16 protein-coding genes and 1 pseudogene are annotated in these 17,204 nt (G+C 75.2%); 7 read left to right on the top strand and 10 right to left on the bottom strand.

The features are described 5' to 3' along the window. Window positions 1-65: 65 nt before the first annotated feature. Together A0J59_RS06465 and A0J59_RS22035 are read left to right on the top strand one after the other, a co-directional pair. Entirely contained in the window at window positions 66-1,220 is a 1,155-nt protein-coding gene (locus A0J59_RS06465; protein ID WP_064315600.1) for a hypothetical protein, read from the top strand. 84 nt (window positions 1,221-1,304) lie between these two features. Next, entirely contained in the window at window positions 1,305-2,801 is a 1,497-nt protein-coding gene (locus A0J59_RS22035) for a hypothetical protein (protein ID WP_064315599.1), read from the top strand. Window positions 2,802-2,862: 61 nt separating this feature from the next. Here A0J59_RS22035 and A0J59_RS06455 read toward each other — a convergent pair whose 3' ends face one another. Beyond that, window positions 2,863-4,245, bottom strand: a complete 1,383-nt coding sequence (locus A0J59_RS06455) for a GntP family permease (protein ID WP_053370597.1) — start codon at window positions 4,243-4,245, stop codon at window positions 2,863-2,865. 51 nt (window positions 4,246-4,296) lie between these two features. Beyond that, a complete protein-coding gene (locus A0J59_RS06450; RefSeq protein ID WP_053370598.1) occupies window positions 4,297-4,872 on the bottom strand; it encodes a gluconokinase in 576 nt (191 codons plus the stop codon). 164 nt (window positions 4,873-5,036) lie between these two features. On the opposite strand from A0J59_RS06450, the gene A0J59_RS06445 reads away from it, so the two are divergent. Then, window positions 5,037-5,738, top strand: a complete 702-nt coding sequence (locus A0J59_RS06445; RefSeq protein WP_064315598.1) for a FadR/GntR family transcriptional regulator — start codon at window positions 5,037-5,039, stop codon at window positions 5,736-5,738. A 70-nt stretch (window positions 5,739-5,808) separates the two neighbouring features. Here A0J59_RS06445 and A0J59_RS06440 read toward each other — a convergent pair whose 3' ends face one another. Next, window positions 5,809-6,267: a MarR family winged helix-turn-helix transcriptional regulator gene (locus A0J59_RS06440; RefSeq protein WP_053370600.1), complete on the bottom strand. Its 459-nt coding sequence runs from the start codon at window positions 6,265-6,267 to the stop codon at window positions 5,809-5,811. Between the two features lie 180 nt (window positions 6,268-6,447). Here A0J59_RS06440 and A0J59_RS06435 point away from each other — a divergent pair, with 180 nt between their 5' ends. Together A0J59_RS06435 and A0J59_RS06430 are read left to right on the top strand one after the other, a co-directional pair. Further along, window positions 6,448-7,266, top strand: coding sequence for an aldo/keto reductase (locus A0J59_RS06435; protein WP_064315642.1), 819 nt, complete (start codon window positions 6,448-6,450; stop codon window positions 7,264-7,266). 74 nt (window positions 7,267-7,340) lie between these two features. Continuing rightward, window positions 7,341-8,612, top strand: a complete 1,272-nt coding sequence (locus A0J59_RS06430; protein WP_064315597.1) for an MFS transporter — start codon at window positions 7,341-7,343, stop codon at window positions 8,610-8,612. Window positions 8,613-8,627: 15 nt separating this feature from the next. Here the strand turns inward: A0J59_RS06430 and A0J59_RS22615 are convergent, their stop codons facing one another. Genes A0J59_RS22615 through A0J59_RS06415 form a run of 3 tightly spaced genes read right to left on the bottom strand, consistent with a single transcriptional unit; the run spans window position 8,628 to window position 12,149 of the window. Further along, window positions 8,628-10,829, bottom strand: coding sequence for an ABC transporter permease (locus A0J59_RS22615; RefSeq protein ID WP_064315596.1), 2,202 nt, complete (start codon window positions 10,827-10,829; stop codon window positions 8,628-8,630). A 25-nt stretch (window positions 10,830-10,854) separates the two neighbouring features. Beyond that, complete coding sequence (modA, locus tag A0J59_RS06420) at window positions 10,855-11,748, bottom strand: molybdate ABC transporter substrate-binding protein (RefSeq protein ID WP_064315595.1); 894 nt, start codon at window positions 11,746-11,748, stop codon at window positions 10,855-10,857. Further along, a complete protein-coding gene (locus tag A0J59_RS06415; protein WP_064315594.1) occupies window positions 11,745-12,149 on the bottom strand; it encodes a molybdopterin-binding protein in 405 nt (134 codons plus the stop codon). The genes modA and A0J59_RS06415 overlap by 4 nt, the downstream gene beginning before the upstream one ends. Before the next feature lie 115 nt (window positions 12,150-12,264). Here A0J59_RS06415 and A0J59_RS06410 point away from each other — a divergent pair, with 115 nt between their 5' ends. Further along, window positions 12,265-13,239, top strand: a complete 975-nt coding sequence (locus tag A0J59_RS06410; RefSeq protein WP_064315593.1) for an acyl-CoA thioester hydrolase/BAAT C-terminal domain-containing protein — start codon at window positions 12,265-12,267, stop codon at window positions 13,237-13,239. A 134-nt stretch (window positions 13,240-13,373) separates the two neighbouring features. Further along, window positions 13,374-13,862 (top strand): GNAT family N-acetyltransferase, encoded by a 489-nt coding sequence (locus A0J59_RS06405; protein ID WP_255365039.1) that lies wholly within the window; start codon window positions 13,374-13,376, stop codon window positions 13,860-13,862. A gap of 116 nt (window positions 13,863-13,978) precedes the next feature. Here A0J59_RS06405 and A0J59_RS06400 read toward each other — a convergent pair whose 3' ends face one another. The 4 genes and pseudogenes from A0J59_RS06400 to A0J59_RS06385 form a co-directional block, all read right to left on the bottom strand. After that, a complete protein-coding gene (locus tag A0J59_RS06400; RefSeq protein WP_082141539.1) occupies window positions 13,979-14,545 on the bottom strand; it encodes a DoxX family membrane protein in 567 nt (188 codons plus the stop codon). 186 nt (window positions 14,546-14,731) lie between these two features. Beyond that, window positions 14,732-15,490 (bottom strand): respiratory nitrate reductase subunit gamma, encoded by a 759-nt coding sequence (gene narI / locus A0J59_RS06395; RefSeq protein ID WP_141388954.1) that lies wholly within the window; start codon window positions 15,488-15,490, stop codon window positions 14,732-14,734. Next, window positions 15,487-16,242 carry a nitrate reductase molybdenum cofactor assembly chaperone gene (gene narJ, locus A0J59_RS06390; RefSeq protein WP_082918798.1) on the bottom strand — a complete coding sequence of 252 codons (756 nt, stop codon included), beginning with the start codon at window positions 16,240-16,242 and terminating at the stop codon, window positions 15,487-15,489. Before narJ ends, narI begins: the two co-directional genes overlap by 4 nt. Then, window positions 16,239-17,204: pseudogene (locus tag A0J59_RS06385) on the bottom strand (hypothetical protein); the annotation flags it as partial. The pseudogene A0J59_RS06385 and the gene narJ, both read right to left, overlap by 4 nt.

The following is a 17,204-nucleotide window of genomic DNA, read 5'->3' as shown; positions in this document are numbered from 1 at the left end:
ACCGTGACCCCGGACGGGCCTGCCGGCCCGCCGCTTCGCTGCACCGACGACCCACGGGGCACACGATGGACGCGACGCACGACGCGCAGGGCAGGCGCGCACCAGCCGCCCGTCGCTGGCTCGTGCGCGCGCTCGTGGCCGGTGGCGGTCTCGGTGCCGGCCTCGCGTTCGCCGTCGCGACGGCGGGCGGGGCGTCCGCCGCGGACGACCCGCTCGGACTCGGCAAGGCCCTGTCGCCCGTGACCTCGACGGTCCAGACCGTCGTGGACCCGGTCGTGCAGGAGGTCGTCAAGCCCGTCGTGCGCGACGTCGTCGCCCCCGTCGTCCAGCCGGCCGCCCCGGTCGTCGAGAAGGTCGTGACCCCGGCCGCGCCCGTGGTCGAGGAGGTCGTACGACCCGTCGCCCCGGTGGTGGAGCAGGTGGTCACACCGGCCGCCCCGGTGGTCGAGCAGGTCGTGGCGCCGGTGGCACCCGTCGTGCAGCCCGTGACCGACGCCGTCGCGCCCGTGACCACGCCGGTCCTCGACGCGGTCGTGCCGGCCGCGACGCCGGTGGTCGAGGCGGTCGCCCCGGTGGTGAACCCGGTCCTCGAGACCGTGGCGCCGGCGCTCGACCCGGTCGCGCCCGTCCTGGAGGCGCTGACCCCGGTCCTCGACGTCCTGGCGCCGGTCACCGACCCTGTCCTCGGTCCCGTCACCGGGCCGCTCACGCCGCTGGACCCGCTCGCGCCCGTGCTGCCCGAGGCGCCCGGGCCGGGCCCGGAGGTTGCGGGCCCGGCCGATCCGGCGGAGCCGGGAAGCTCCGCGCCGAACACTTCTGACCCCGGCCCGGCGGCTCCGTCGGCGTCGGCCGGCGTGCCCCCGTCCGCACCGGCGACCGGAGTGGATCGCGCGGGCCCGACCGCGTCGACCGGCGCCCGGTCCGGCGCGCCGCACCCAGGGCTCGACGGTGGCGTCCTCCTCGCCGCGGTCGACGCTCCGCCGGGCACGGTCGCGCCCGCGGGCGGTCCCGCGTCACCCGGCGGCATCCCCGCCGACGGCGGCCTCGGCACCACGCCCGCGCCCTCCGGCAGCGCGCAGCGCGCCGGGTCGGGCGGCGACCTCGCGGCGGTCGGCCACGGCGCCGACGCCCCCTCCCTCTCGTCCTGGACCGCCGTCGTGGACGACGCGCGGTCGAAGCACCCCTCGACGTTCTTCGAGGTCCCCGTCTCTCCTGCCTGAGGTGGTCCGTCGCCGCGCGTCGCGCGGCAGACGCGACCCGGCGCCGTCGTGCGCCACCACCTTTGAGCAGGAAAGAGACCGATCATGCACACCTTCGTTCGGCGCGCGCTGCGCACAGCGCTCGTCACAGGCGGCCTCGTGGTCGTCGGGGCCGGAGCGGCCCACGCAGCCGAGGGCGACCTCCTCGGCGACCTCGGGCTGGACGTCTCGGTCGAGGCTCCGCTGAGCCAGGTGACCGAGGTTCTGCCCGACGTCTCGGTCGACGTGCCCGTGCACGTCCCCGTGACCGTGTCCGACGTCGCGGTGGGCGCCCTCGGCGACGCGACCGTGACCTCGACCGCCGCGCCGGCCGCCGAGCCGGCGCCCGCTCCGGAGCCCGCCCCGGCGGGTCCGGCGGACATCGACGTGGACGTCCCGGTGACGGTTCCCGTCGACGTGTCGGGTGTCGCCGTCGGCGTCCTGGGCGACGCCGCGGTGGCGCCGGCCGCGGACCCGGAGCCGGCGCCCGCACCGGCTCCCGCCCCCGCGCCGACGCACGCGGAGGACGTGGACGTCGACGTGCCGGTGACGGTTCCCGTCGACGTGTCCGGCGTCGCGGTGGGCGTCCTGGGCGACGCGGCGGTCACGCCGGCCCCGGCAGCTCCGGCCGCCCCGGCCGACGGTACCGACGACGGTGCGACCGGGTCCGGCTCGGACGTGGACGTCGACGTGCCGGTCACCATCCCCGTGGACGTCTCGGGCGTCGCGCTCGGTGTCGGCGGCGACGCGACGGTCGGCGGTGGCGCCGGTGAGGGCTCCGGCGACGGGGCCGGTTCCGGCCACGCGTCCGACGGCTCGGGCCTGCTCGACGGTGTTCTGGGCGACGGCGGCCTCGTGGACGACCTGCTCGGCGACGGTCTCCTGGGCGATGGCGTGCTCGGCGGGGACGACGGCGTCCTGGACGGGGTCCTCGGCGAGGACGGTCTCGTGGACGACCTGCTCGGCGGCGGTTCGTCGGGCGACGGCCTGCTGGACGGCGTGCTCGGCGACGACGGCCTGCTCGGCGGGGTTCTCGGGGACGACGGCGTGCTCGGCGCGCTGCCCGACCTCGACGTCGACCTGCCCGTGACGGTCCCGGTCACGGTCTGCGGCGTGGGCGTCGGCCTGCTGGGCGACGCCTCCGCCGCGTGCCCGACGGCGGCGGTCCCGACGGACCCGACGGACCCGACGGACCCGACGGACCCGACGGACCCGACGGACCCGACCGACCCGACCGACCCGACCGACCCGACCGACCCGACCGACCCGACCGACCCGACTGACCCTGCTGACCCGGGGACCTCGGACGGCACGGACGGCACCGTGACCCGGGTGCTCAACCCGGTGGCAGGGAACGGTGCCGTGGCCGCCGCCACCGGCGGCTCGACCGTCATGGCGTCGGCCCCGACGGCCCTTGCCACCACCGGTGCGGGCGGCGACCTCGGGCTGCTCGTGATGGCCGGGCTGCTCACGCTCCTCGGGCTGTCGCTCCAGCGCTTCCGTCGGAAGTCCTGGGTCGCGGACCGCGACGCCTACACCCCGGTCTTCACCGACCGGGGCTGACGTCCACGACGACGAGGACCGCCCGGGCGCCGTGCCCGGGCGGTCCTCGCGGTGCGCCGCGCTACGCGACGGCGAAGACGAGCGCCGCGATGGCGAAGCCCATGACGCCGATGGCGGTCTCCATGACCGTCCAGGTGCGGAGCGTCGTCTTGACGTCCATGTCGAAGAACCGGCCGACCAGCCAGAACCCGGAGTCGTTCACATGACTGAGCACCACGGAGCCCGCCGCCACGGACACGACGACCGCGGCGAGCTCGATCGCGTTGAAGCCGCCCGCCTCCACCGCGGGGGCGATGAGCCCGGCGGCGGTGGTCAGCGCGACGGTCGCGGAGCCCTGCGCGACGCGCAGGATCGCCGCGATGAGGAACCCGGCCACGATCACCGGCAGCCCCAGGTCGCCGAGCACGTCGGCGAGTGCGTCGCCGATGCCGGTCGCGCGCAGCACGCCCCCGAACATGCCGCCGGCCCCGGTGATGAGGATGACCGAGCAGACCGGGCCGAGCGCCGAGTCGAGGGTCTTCTCCAGCGCCGTCCCGGAGACGCCGCGACGCCGGCCCAGGACCCAGGCCGCGACGAGCACCGTGATGAGCAGCGCGACCGGCGTCGCGCCGATGGCGCGCAGGGCCTGCACGGCGGGGTTCTCCGGGTCGACGGAGCCGGCGGCGCGCAGCGCGTCGAGCCCGGTGTTGGCGAAGATCAGCACGAGCGGGAGCAGGAGGATCGCGACGACGGTGCCGAACTTCGGCGGGTTCTCGAGCTGGTCCTCGTCGGCCTCGCCGAGGATCGCCGGGATGGGTAGCTCGATGCGGCGCCCGACGTAGCGCCCGAACAGGTAGCTCGTGACGTACCAGGTGGGGATCGCGACGACGAGCCCGAGGAGGATGACGATCCCGACGTTCGCGCCGAGGAACTCGGTCGCGGCGACGGGCCCGGGGTGCGGCGGCACGTAGATGTGCATGACGGAGAAGGCACCTGCCACGGGCAGCCCGTAGAGCAGGAGGGAGCCGCCCAGCCGGCGACCCACGGAGAACACGATCGGCAGCATGACGACGAGGCCGGCGTCGAAGAAGATCGGGAAGCCGAAGATGAGCGACGCGAGGCCGAGCGCGAACGGCGCGCGCCTCTCGCCGAACTTCCCGATGAGGAAGTCGGCCATGACCTTCGCGCCGCCGCTCGTCTCGACGAGCCTGCCCAGCATCGCGCCGAGACCGACGAGCAGGGCGACGGTCGCGAGCGTCGTGCCGAACCCGGCGGTCAGCACCTCGACGACCGAGCCCGTGGGGATGCCCGCCACGACCGCGGTGAGCAGGCTGACGAGCACGAGCGCGAGGAACGCGTGCAGCTTGAGCTTGATGATGAGGAACAGCAGGAGCGCGATCGCGCCCGCGGCGATCGCGAGCAGCGGTCCGGCGGTCAGGGTCTGTGTCCAGTCCTCAGGGGGCATGGGTGTGTCTCCGTCGACGGTCGAGGTCGGTGGTCGGGTCGTGGCGCGCGCTCAGCGGGCGCCGGGTGCGCTGCTCAGCCGCGTGCGCGCGAGGATCTCGTCCACGATCTGCTCGGGCGTGGAGGCGACGTCGAGCGTGAAGCCCGGCTCGTCGTCGGCCAGGGGCTCGAGCGTCGCGAGCTGCGAGGGCAGGAGCGACGTGGGCATGAAGTGGCCGCTGCGGTGCGCCATGCGCTCCGCGAGGAGGTCGGGACTGCCGTCGAGGTGGACGAAACAGACCTGGCCCCGCGCGGTGCGCAGCAGGTCGCGGTAGGAGCGCTTGAGCGCGGAGCAGGTCACGACGCCGGAGCGCCCGGCGTCCGCCTCGGCGCTCAGCCAGTCGCGGATCGCCTCGAGCCACGGCCAGCGGTCCTCGTCGGTGAGCGGCGTCCCGGCGCTCATCTTGGCGATGTTGGCCTCGGGGTGGAACTGGTCGGCCTCGGCGTACTCGGTCCCGAGGTGCTGCGCGAGCAGCGTCGCGACGGTGGTCTTGCCCGAGCCGGCGACGCCCATCACGACGAGGTGCTGGGGCAGGGAGTGGCTCCCGGCGTCGTCGGGCCGGTCGGTGGTGCTGACGTCCGTGTCCATGTGTCGACTTCCGTGTCGGGCGGGGCGTCCGGGGCGGGTCGGCGCCGTGCCGACCGCTCCCCGGGCGGCGACCGTCGTGGTCGTCGCTGGCCTCCACTTTGGGCTATTGGTAGCACCTTTGGCAAGTGATTGATAGCACCATTCGCCGCGACTAGGCTGCGAGCATGGCGACGACGGTCCTGCACACCACCGTGCTCGACTCCCTGGGTCGTCGCATCACCAGCGGCGACGCCCCGGCCGGCACGCCGCTCACGCTCGAGTCGATCGGGTCCGAGTTCGGCGTCTCGCGCACCGTCGCGCGCGAGGTCATGCGGCTCCTCGAGGGGCTCGGCCTCGTGCGGTCGAAGCGGCGCGTCGGGCTCGTCGTCCTCAGCATCGAGGAGTGGAACGTGCTCGACCCGCGCGTCATCCGCTGGCGCCTCGAGGGCCCGGGCCGCGACCCGCAGCTCCGCACGCTCACCGAGCTGCGGCACGCCGTCGAGCCGCTCGCGGCCGCGGGGGCGGCGGTCCACGCGACCGACGACGAGCGCGCCGAGCTCGTCGCGGCGGCCGCGCGCATGCGGATGCTCGGCGAGGCGGGCGACCTCGAGGAGTTCCTCACGCTCGACGTCCGCTTCCACGAGCTCCTGCTCCGCGCGAGCGGCAACGAGATGTTCGGCGCGCTCGCCGGCGTCGTCGCCGCGGTGCTCAGCGGTCGGACGCACCTGGGCCTCATGCCCGCCTCGCCGGTGCCCGAGGCGCTGGACCAGCACGAGGCCGTCGCGCGCGCCGTCGCGGACGGCGACCCGCGCGCCGCCGAGGCGGCGATGGCGGCGATCGTCGGCGAGGTCCGCGCCGCGCTCGGCGGGGTCGACCACAAGGCCTGACCGGACGGTCTCTCGCGCGTGCCCGGCTCTACCGCGTGCCGGGCGGCGCAGCCGACCGGAGCAGGTGGGGCTACGCCGCGCCGGCCGGAGCCGGGAGCGCGTGGAGCGCGTCGACGAGCGACGCGAGCTCGGGTGTCTCCGTCGCGTCGTGCAGGGCAGCCTCGAGGGTCACGTCGTGGGTGGGCCGTGCGGCGAGCAGGAGGGCCTCGCCGGCGGGCGTGAGCTCGGTGTAGATCCCCCGGCGGTCGTCCTGGCACAGGATGCGCGTGAGCAGGCCGCGGTCCTCGAGCCGGTTGACGAGCCGGGTGGTCGCGCTGGGGGAGAGCGCGGCGGCACGCGCGAGCTGCTGCATGCGCATGTGCCAGCCGTCCTGCCGGGAGAGCGCGTCGAGCACGGTGTACTCGACGACCGAGAGGTCGTGCTCCGCCTGGAGGGCGCGCTCGAGCGCGGCGTCGATGAGCCCGTGCAGCGCGGCGAGCGTGCGCCAGCCCTGCGCGCGGATCTCGACGGCGTCGTCGGCGATGCCCATGGGGTCCTCCTCGGTCCGTGCGTGTCGTCACAACTATAGCGCTTGTGCAACTAATCGGCGTGTGCAACTATCGATAGTGCGCGTCTGCAACAAGTGCAGACGCCAGCTGAACGCGTACGCAACGCCATCCCTTCCCGCTCGTCCTCCAGGAGCTCCCCCGTGTCCTCGACCCTCACGACCATGCCCTGCACGCCCCTGCGCGGCGGCACCTCGATCCCGCAGGTCGGCTTCGGCGTCTTCCAGGTGCCTGACGCCGAGACCACGCGCGCGGTGAGCCTCGCGCTCGAGGCGGGGTACCGCAGCGTCGACACCGCGGCGGTCTACGGCAACGAGGCGGGCGTGGGCCGCGCGCTCGCGCAGTCCGGCCTCGCGCGCGACGACGTCTTCGTCACGAGCAAGCTGTGGATCGACTCCCTCGCCCGCGACGCGGTCCGCCCCGCGCTCGAGCGGTCGCTCGAGCTGCTCGACCTCGACCGGCTGGACCTCTACCTGATCCACTGGCCGTCGCCCGCGCGCGGCCGGTACGTCGAGGCGTGGGAGGGCCTGGTCGCGGCCCGCGACGCGGGCCTCGTCCGCGAGATCGGCGTCTCCAACTTCGAGCCCGCACACCTGCGCGCGCTCGTCGCCGCGACCGGGGAGACGCCCGCCGTCAACCAGGTCGAGCTGCACCCCGCGCTCCAGCAGCGCGCGCTGCGCGACGTCCACGCCGAGCTCGGGATCGTCACCGAGGCGTGGAGCCCGCTGGGCCAGGGCACGGTCCTCGACGACCCGACGGTCGTCCGCGTCGCGGCCGCCCACGGCGTCACGCCCGCCCAGGTCGTCCTCCGCTGGCACCTGGAGCAGGGGACGGTCGTCATCCCCAAGTCCGTGACCCCCGCGCGCGTCGCGTCGAACCTCGACGTCCTCGGCTTCGCGCTCACCGCCGACGAGGTCGCCGCGATCGACGCCCTCGACGCCGCCGGTCGCATCGGACCGCACCCCGACACCTTCGAGGGCTGACCCGGCGGCGCGTCCGCACCGGCCGCGCCGCACGTCACCCGAGACCCGCACCTTCCCGGAACCAGGAGATCGTCATGCCAGTCGCCCTCTGGGCCCTCGCCATCGGGGGCTTCGGCATCGGGCTCACCGAGTTCGTCATCATGGGCCTGCTGCCCGAGGTGGCCGCCGACTTCGGCGTCACCGAGTCCGTCGCCGGCTACCTCATCTCGGGCTACGCGCTGTCCGTCGCCGTCGGCGCGATCGGCCTCACCGCGGCCCTGACGCGCGTCGACCGCAAGAAAGCCCTGCTCGGCCTCATGGTCCTGTTCATCGCGGGCAACCTGCTGTCCGCCGTCGCGCCGACGTACGAGGTCATGCTCCTCGGCCGCGTCGTCGCGGCGCTGTGCCACGGCGCGTTCTTCGGGATCGGCGCCGTCGTGGCGGCCGACCTCGTCGCGCCCGAGAAGCGCGCCGGGGCCATCTCGATCATGTTCGCCGGGCTGACCATCGCGAACGTGCTCGGCGTCCCGTTCGGCACGTTCCTCGGCCAGGCCGCCGGGTGGCGTGCGACGTTCTGGGCCATCACCGCCATCGGCGTGGTCGCGCTCGTCGGGATCGCGCTGCTCGTCCCGTCGCGGGTGGGTTCGCCCGACGCCGCCCCCGCGCCCGGCGGGAGCACCTCGCCCGGGACGGACCGCGCGTCGGGCAGTGCCGGGCTGCGCGGCGAGCTCGCCGCGTTCCGCAGCGCCCAGGTGTGGTTCTCGATCGCCATCACGGTGCTCGGGTTCGGCGGGATGTTCGGCGCGTTCACGTACATCGCGTTCACGCTCACCGAGGTGGGCGGGTTCACGTCGGCGTCGGTCCCGTGGCTGCTCGTGCTGTTCGGAGGCGGGCTGTTCGTCGGCAACCTCGTCGGCGGGCGCGCGGCCGACCGCCGCCTCGGCACGACGCTCGTCGTGCTGTTCGCGGCGCTCACCGTGGTGCTGGGCGTCTTCGCGCTCACCGCGACGAGCCAGGTGATGACCGTCGTGAGCCTCGTCCTCATGGGCGCCTTCGGGTTCGCGACCGTCCCCGGGCTCCAGATGCGCGTCATGTCCTACGCGCAGGGCGCGCCCACCCTCGCGTCGGGCGCGAACATCGCCGCGTTCAACGTCGGCAACGCGCTGGGCGCCTGGATCGGCGGCCTGACCATCGCCGCCGGGCTCGGCTTCACGTCCCCCCTGTGGGCGGGTGCGGCGATGACGGCCGTCGGGCTCGTCGTCCTGCTCGTCGCGGTCCGTGCCCGCGGCGGCGAGTGGTCGCGAGCCGTGCGGCCCCCGGGCGACGCGGCGCCCGCGCCCGCACCGGAGGCACCGGCCGCCGTCTGACTCGGCAGGGTGGGGTCAGCGGGGGTGGACGCGGACCTCCGCGGCCTTGACGACGAACCAGACGAGCTCGCCCGGGGTCAGGCGCAGCTCGGCGACGGCGCGGGTCGTCAGGTCCGCGGCGAGGTGCGGGGCGTCGTGCCCGACGACGGTCGTCGCCCCCGCAGCCTGGTCGCCCGGGCCCTCGCCGGTCGCGCGTCCCCACACGCGCAGCAGCGGACCGTGCGGCTCGACGCTCGTCACGACGACCCGGTACGCGTTGCGGGGGCTGCCCTCGGGCGTCGCCCGGTGGACCGCTACCGCGCGCGGCTCGAACACCGCGACGGCCCCGGTCCCGACCGCGAGCGGTTCGTCCGCCGTCCCGCGCACGCGGATCTCCGCACCGTCGACGGCGGCCGTCACCTCGCGTGCGGCGGCCTCCTCGTCCGGCCCCGCCTCGGTCGGGACCAGAGCCGCCTCCGCCCCGCCGGAGCCCGGCCCGCCCGGCTCCGTCCCGAGGCTCCCCACCGTGACGGGCTCCGGCACGGCGACGTGCACGACCGTCCCCGCCAGGAGGTTGACGCCCGCGAGGCGGGCCGCGAACCGGGACCGGGGTCGCGTGAGGACCTGGTCCACCGGACCGTCCTCGACGACGCGACCCGCGTCCAGCACGACGACGCGGTCCGCCAGCAGCAGCACGTCGAGCAGGTCGTGGGTGACGAGGAGCGTGGTGCGGGGCCGTTCGCGCTGGGCGTGGTGCAGCACCGACCGCACGTGCTGCGCGACGCCGACGTCGAGCGAGGCGAGCGGCTCGTCGAGCAGGAGCACGCGCGGGTCGGTGACGAGCGCCCGGGCGATCGCGACGCGCTGCGCCTGCCCGCCGGAGAGGTCGGTCGAGCGCCGGGTCGCGAGGTCGGCGGTGCCGACGTGCCCGAGCGCGGCCCGGGCCTCGCGCCGGGCACGGGCGCGCGGCACGCCCCGCGCCCGGAGGCCGAACGCGACGTTGTCCTCCACCGAGAGGGTCTCGAACAGCAGCGGCCGCTGGCTGAGCCACGCGAGGCGGCGGCGTCGCGGCGCGAGCCGCGTGACGTCGTCGTCCCCGACGGCGACCTGGGCGTCGTGCACGTCGCCGGGCGGGAGGAGGCCCGCCACGACCTGCACGAGCGTCGACTTGCCCGCCCCGTTGGCGCCGAGCACCGCGACGACCTCGCCCGGCGCGAGCGCGAGCTCGACGTCGAGGCCGCGGTCGGGGACGACGGCGCGCACGGTGAGCGCGGCGGGGGCCCCGTCGGCGCGCGGGGTCCGGCCCGCCGGGGGTGCCGACGCCGGGTCGGTGCCGCTCCCGGGCGAGACGTCTTCCCGGACGAGCCGGCCGCCGTCGGGCTGGGTGCCCGACCTGCGGGCCACCCGGCCCCCGCGCCGCGGGCGCGCCGTCCGGGCGTCCGGGCCGCCGAGGACGCGCGGGCCGTGGACGGCCGCCGTGATGAGCACCGCGACGACGACGAGCACGAACGAGAGCGCGACCGCGGCGTCCGGGTCGGCGCTGCGCTGGAGGTAGATCTCGAGCGGCAGGGTCTGCGTGACGCCCTGGAGCGCGCCCGCGAACGTGATGGTCGCGCCGAACTCGCCGAGCGCCCGGGCGAACGCGAGCACCGCGCCCGACAGCAGCCCCGGCAGGACGCGCGGGAGGGTGACGCGGCGCAGCACCGTCGTCGGCCCGGCGCCGAGCGTCGCGGCGACGTCCTCGAGGCGCGTGTCCTGCGTGCGCAGTGCGCCCTCGAGGCTCAGCACGAGGAACGGCAGCGCCACGAACGTCTGGGCCAGCACGACGGCCGTCGTCGTGAACGCGATCTCGATCCCCAGCACCTCGAGGTGCTGGCCGATCAGCCCGCGGCGCCCGAACGTGTGGAGCAGCGCGATGCCCCCGACGACCGGGGGCAGCACGAGCGGCAGCAGCACGAGGGCGCGCGCGACGCGCTGCCCGGGGAACGTCGTGCGCGCGAGGACGAGCGCCATGGGCGTGCCGAGCAGCACGCAGCACAGCGTCGCGACGAGCGCGGTGCGCAGGGACAGGCCGAGCGCGTCGAGCGCGGCCGGCGACGTCACGAGGGCCCAGAAGCCGCCGGTCCCGTCCGGCCCCGGCGCCAGCTCGACGCGAGCGACCATCGCCACCACGGGGACGACGACGAACAGCGCGCCGAGCAGCGCCGGGACGAGGACCCAGCGGGGGAGCCCGCGCATCAGGACCTGCGGGCTGGTGCGGACGTCACGGCGTCGCCGCGTCGGGGACGCCGAAGCCCGCGGCGGCGAGCGCGGCCTGCCCGGCGTCGCCGGTCACGAGGTCGACCCAGGCCTGCGCGAGCGCGACCTGCTCCGGGCCGGACTCCTCGGCGGCGGCGACGAGCGCGATCGGGTAGACGTTGAGCGCGGCGTCGGTCTCGGGCACGTCGACCACGTCGACCTCGTCGCCCGCGAGGGTCGCGTCCGTGACGTACACGAGGCCCGCGTCGGCCTCGCCCGACGTCACCTTGGCGAGGACGTCCGTGACGCTGGCCTCCTCGCTCACGCGGTGGACGGTGACGCCCGCGGCCGCGGCGACCTTGTCGGTCGCGCCCCCGCACGGGACTTCCGGCGCGCACACCACGACCTTGACGTCCTCGCGCGCGAGGTCGGCGAACGTCTCGACGCCGGCCGGGTTGCCGGGCGGGGTGACGATCGTCAGCGTGTTGGTCGCGAACGCGACGGGGTCGGACGCGTCTCCCGCCTCGACGACCCGGGTCATGGTGCGCTCGTCCGCGGAGGCGAAGACGTCGGCCGGCGCACCGGCGAGGATCTGGTCGCCCAGGTCGGACGACCCGGCGAACGACAGCGCCACGGTGACGCCCTCGTGCTCGGCCTCGAAGTCGGCCGCGAGGTCCGTGAACACGTCGCGCAGCGACGCGGCGGCGAGGACCGTGAGCGTGCGCTCCTCGGCCGGCGTGCTCGCGGCGTCCGTGGCCCCGTCCGACGGTGAGGCGTCGTCCCCGGCGTCCGTGCCCGTGCCGCACGCGGCGAGCGCGGCGACGAGGACCGCCGTCCCGAGCCCGGCGAGGGCTCCTCGGGCGCGGCGGCGGGAGGCGGTCGTGCGGGTGGTCGTGCGGGGGCGTGCGGACGCGCTCACGCGGTTCCTCCCGGGGTCTCGACGATGACGGTCGTCGCCTTGACGACCGCGACGGCCAGGCTTCCGGGCTCGAGGCGCAGCTCGCGCACGGCCTCGGTGCTCATGAGCGAGACCACGCGCTGGCCCCCGCAGAGCATCTCGACCTGGGACATGACGGCGTCGCTCACGACGTCCGTGACGATCCCGACGAACCGGTTGCGCGCCGAGCGCGCCACGCCGGACGGGTCGGGCGTCGGGTGCGACTGGGCGACGGCGAAGCGCGCGAGCTCCGCGCCGTCGACGACCTTGCGCCCGGCGTCGTCGGCGCTCGCGGCGAGGTCCCCGGCATCGACCCAGCGTCGGACGGTGTCGTCACTCACTCCGAGCAGGCCTGCGGCCTCGCGAATCCGAAAGTGCGGCATGAAGGTGACGATAAACCCGCACCTGCGGAGTGTCACGTCGTCGGACCGTGACAAACGACGCAGGCGGCGAGCGGGCGCTCGACATGTCTCGCCGCAGCGCTCGCTAGGGTGACGCATGGCCCTCCGACGACGCGCCCGTCCCGCCGCCGTCCCCACGGATCGACGGGGGACGCTCGCCGTCCTCGGGGCCGCCGTCGTCGCCCTCACGCTCGCCGCGTGCACCGCGGGCGCGGCGCCCGACGACCCGACCACGGCCCCGACGTCGGGCACGCCCACCGACGGGCCGACGCCGACGTCCGAGGTCACGACCCGGGAGACCGCGGCGGAGGGGTTCCCCGGGGTCTACGCGGTCCCGGACGGCCTCTCCGCCGACGACCCACGGCCCGCCGTCCTCGCGTTCGGCGGGTCCGAGGGCGGGTCGGAGACCGGGCGGATGGTCGCCGAGGCGATCGCCGGCCTCGGGTACCCCGCGCTCGGCATCGGCTACTTCAAGGGTGTCGACCAGCCGTCGTCGCTCGAGGAGGTGCCGGCCGAGACGTTCCTCGACGCCCTCGCCTGGCTCCGGGAGCAGCCGGGCGTGGACGGCGACGCCGTCGTCGCGTTCGGCGTCTCGCGCGGCGGGGAGATGGCGCTGTGGCTCGCGGCGAACCGGCCGGAGCTCGTGCACGGTGCGATCGCCCCGGTCGGCGCCGACGCCGTGATGTGCGGGTACCCGGACTTCTCGCGCTCTGCCTGGACCTTGGGCGGGGAGCCCCTCCCGTGCTCGTCGGACGTGCACGCGCAGACGCCGGCGAGCCCCGAGGCCCGGATCCCGCTCGAGGTGATCGATGGTCCGGTCGTGCTCGCGTGCGGCACCGAGGACGAGCTGTGGGACTCGTGCGCGTTCCTGCGGCGCGCGGAGAGCAGCCTCGCGGACCGTGACGCCGGGACGACCGTCGCGATCCACGGCGACGGAGCGGGCCACTTCGTCGCGACCCCGCCCTGGCTGGACCAGCCCTGGGGCGACCCGGAGACCGAGACGGAGGACCTCGACGTCCGCCGCCGGCTCTGGGCGGCCGTCGACGAGGCGCTCGCGTCGCTCGACTCCTGACCTCGCGCGCGTCGGCCGACCGGCCAGGGCGACTGCTGCGTCACGGTCCGAGCGTTGCGTCTCCGGACGCATCGTTCGTCCACGGACGCATCGCTCGATGTCGGCGGCGCTGGCTGGTGTGGGACGCTCGGGGCGTGAGCGAGACGACGACCCGGGCGGACGTGCGCGTCGCCGTCGAGGACCCGACGGCCGACGACGTGCTGGCGCTGCTGCAGGAGCACCTGGACGACATGCACGCGACGTCGCCGCCGGAGAGCGTCCACGCGCTGGACGTCGAGCGGCTGCGCGCGCCGGACATCACGTTCGTCACCGCGCGGTCCGCGGACGGCGGCCTCCTCGGGTGCGGCGCGCTCAAGCAGCACGACGCGACGCTGGGTGAGCTCAAGTCCATGCGCACGACGGCGGCCGCGCGGGGCCGGGGCGTCGCCGCCACGGTCCTCGCGCACCTGCTCGACGTCGCGCGCGACCGCGGCCTCGACCGCGTGAGCCTGGAGACGGGCACGGAGGACTACTTCGCCCCTGCGCGCCGGCTCTACGCGCGCCACGGGTTCGTGCCGTGCGCGCCGTTCGCGGACTACACGGACGACCCGAACAGCGCGTACCTGACGATCGCACTCGGCTGACGGAGGCTCTACCTCGCCACGGCGCGGTCGGCACCCCGACAGACAGGACCCCGTGACCGGTACCGGTCACGGGGTCCTGTGCGTCGGGTCAGGGAAGGCGTGGGAGCGCCGAGGTGTCATGCGTCGAGCTTCAGGCGAGCCCCGAGGGCGACGGCGGCGACGACGGCCGCGCCGGCGACGAGGACGACGTCCTTGAGCACGTACTGGCCCAGGAGGGTCATGCCGTGGCCGAAGAGCTCGTCGGCGAACAGGACGATCGGCGACAGGATGCCGGCCATCGCGACGGCGAGGGCGACCAGCCCGGCCCGCAGGAGGCGACCGGTGAGGAGGGTCAGCCCGATGAACGTCTCCAGGACGGCGGTGAAGATCACCGCCGCGGTCCCGCCGACGAGGCCGAACGTGAGGGTCTCGACGGTCCGTGCCGCGATCGACTCCGCCGGGCTCGCGCCGGGGAAGAACTTGAGGACGCCGAACCCGAGGAACACGAGCCCGAGGGCGACGCGCAGCGCGGGGACGGACCAGCGCGTGAGGAAGCGCGCGGTGGCGGCGACGGCCGTGTCGACGCGACCGGTCAGGCGCTCGGTCAGGACGGCGGCGCGGCGCGGGGCAGGGGGCGTGGTCGACGACGCGGACGGGCGGACGGCGCGGGGGCGACCGGCGGTCGTCGGGGCGGTGGTGGACATGCTCGAACCTCTTCCGGGTGACGGTCACGGTCGGGGTGACCGCCCCTGGAAGGAGGGGGTGTCGGGGCGTTCCGTGGTCGCCGCGGCGCTCATTTCACCCGGTGGTCCCCGGTGGTCGCTCGGGGCGCCACGGTGATTTCCGGCCGCTGACCTGGTAGTCCGCGGGCGCGGTGGGGCTGCCCGGGATCATCGCCCGCGCGGGCGCTCCGAGGGGTCCCAGCCGGGTCGCGGGGCTCGCGCGGCGACCGACGCCTCGCGCGACCGGTACACCACGTAGGGGCGGAACAGGTACGGCGCGGGCGCGGAGAACGCGTGCACGAGCCGCGTGAACGGCCACAGGATGAACAGCAGGTTGGCGGCGACGATGTGGAGCTGGAACGCCGCGGGCACGCCCTCCATGAGCGCGGGCTGCGGCTGGAGGTACCACAGCGAGCGGAACCAGGGCGAGATCGTCTCCCGGTAGTCGTACCCGTGGCCGCCGGCGAGAAGCTGTGTCTGCACGGTCGCCCACGACCCGAGCAGGATCGACGCCGCGAGGAACACGTACATGGTCTTGTCCATGCGCGTCGTCGCGCGGAAGACGGGACCCGTGGTGCGGCGTCGGTAGATGAGGATGAGCAGCCCGGCGACGAGCGCGACCGCCGCGATCGACCCCATGTACGTCGCGACGAAGTGGTAGGCGACCTCCTTGATGCCCACCGCCTCCGTCCACGACTTGGGGATGACGAGCCCCATGAGGTGCCCGAGGATCACGAACAGCAGACCGAAGTGGAACAGCGGGGAGCCGAGCCGCAGCAGCCGCTTCTCGTAGAGCTCGCTCGACCGCGTGGTCCAGCCGAACTTGTCGTACCGGTACCGCCAGATCGACCCCACGACGAACACCGCGAACGTCACGTACGGGAACACGACCCACAGCAGGATCTCGCCCGTGCTCACCCCGCTCATCGCACCGCTCCTCCGGTTCGGTCGGCCCCGGCGCCGTACGGCTCCAGCGCGAACGGCTCCATCCCCACGAGCTCGGCGGGCGGCCCCGCGGTCACGAGCTCGACGTACCGCTGCTGCGTGCGCTCGTCGAGCGGCGGCAGGGTGAGGCACACCGCCTCGACCAGGCCGGTCCACGGGCTCGCCATGCTCTCGAGCGCGGTCCGGAGCACCTCGATCCCGTCGCGGTGCGAGGCCAGCAGCCCGGCCGCGATCGTCGCGTCGTCGCCCTCCGTCCGGGCCGAGAACTCGAGCACGGTCGGCAGGTAGTCCGGCAGCTCCGAGCCCGTGACCTCCCAGCCCGCGGCCCGGTACGCCTCGACGAACGCGACGAGCGCCGTCCCGCGCCGCCGGGTGTCGCCCGCGGCGTAGTACGACAGGTACATCGAGCACTTGCGCTTGAGGTCGAACGTCGCGACGTAGCGGGCCTGGAGCTCGCGCAGGCCCGTCACGTCCGCGGACGCCGTCAGCAGGTCGCAGAACGCGTCGAGGCGCTCGCGGACGGGCGCCGGCAGCCCCGGCGTCGACGCCCGGACGGCGACGGCCGCGTCGAGCACGTCCGCGTCGGGGTAGGCGAGCAGCACGGACGCGGCCATGTGGGCCGTGCGGCGCTGGGTGCCCGACGCCGCGACGGGCGACAGGTGGTCGGGCTGCGGCCCGCGGGGTCGCGCCCCGGGACGCAGTGCCGGGGTCGTGAGCAGCGACCGCGTCCTCATCGGGTGCCCCCGTCGGGCTCGACGCCGGGTCCGTTCCCGGGCGCCGGTCCGCCTGCCGACCCACCGGGCGCCGACGGGCCGGGGATCGTGTCGTGGCGTGCGTCCTGGCGACCTCCGGGCAGCGAGCCGGGGCCCCCAGGGGTGACGCCGCCCGGTGCGCCTGACACGTCGCCCGGCTCGGGCCCCTCGCCCGGCGGGAAGAGTCCGGGCGGACGCCCGTTGCCGTCCCAGTTGAGGAGGTTGACGCGCCCGGGCGTCGAGGGCCCGTAGGGCGAGTCCGCGGTCTGCCGCGCCTGGAGCACGTGGAAGTTCTCGACCGCGACCGGGACGGGGCTCCCCGACGTCTCCCCGAACGGCCCGGCGCCGGTGAGGCCCATGCCGCCCATGCCGGGGCCGCCGTCGTAGTCGAGGGAGCAGGACAATTCGTCGAGCTCGCGGGCGATCTCGGTGTGGGCGGTGGGGATGACGTACCGGTCTTCGTACTTGGCGATGGCCAGGAGGCGGTACATCTCTTGGATCTGGGTGCCGGTCATGCCGACCGCGGCGGCGGTGCGTTCGTCGGGGTCTCGGCCGAGGTTGATGTCGCGCATGTAGGAGCGCATGGCGGCCAGGCGGCGCAGGACGCGTTCGACGGGGGCGGTGTCCCCGGCGGTGAACAGCCCGGCGAGGTATTCGAGGGGGATGCGCAGCTGGGAGATGGCGGCGAACAGGGTGCGTCCGTCTTCGCCGTCGTTGCCCGAGGCCGCGACGACGTCGACGACGGGGGACAGGGGTGGGATGTACCAGACCATGGGCAGGGTGCGGTACTCGGGGTGCAGGGGCAGGGCGACCTCGTAGCGGGTGATGAGGTCCCAGATGGGGGAGCGTTGGGCGGCGGTGATCCAGTCCTCGGGGATGCCCTCGGCGCGTGCGGCGGCGATCACTTGGGGGTCGTGGGGGTCGAGGAAGACGGCGCGTTGGGA

This window comes from Cellulosimicrobium sp. I38E, from assembly GCF_001647255.1.
Taxonomy (GTDB): Bacteria; Actinomycetota; Actinomycetes; order Actinomycetales; family Cellulomonadaceae; genus Cellulosimicrobium; species Cellulosimicrobium cellulans_E.
Note: the sequence above shows the minus strand (reverse complement) of the source record. Positions and strands in the feature narration are given on the sequence as shown.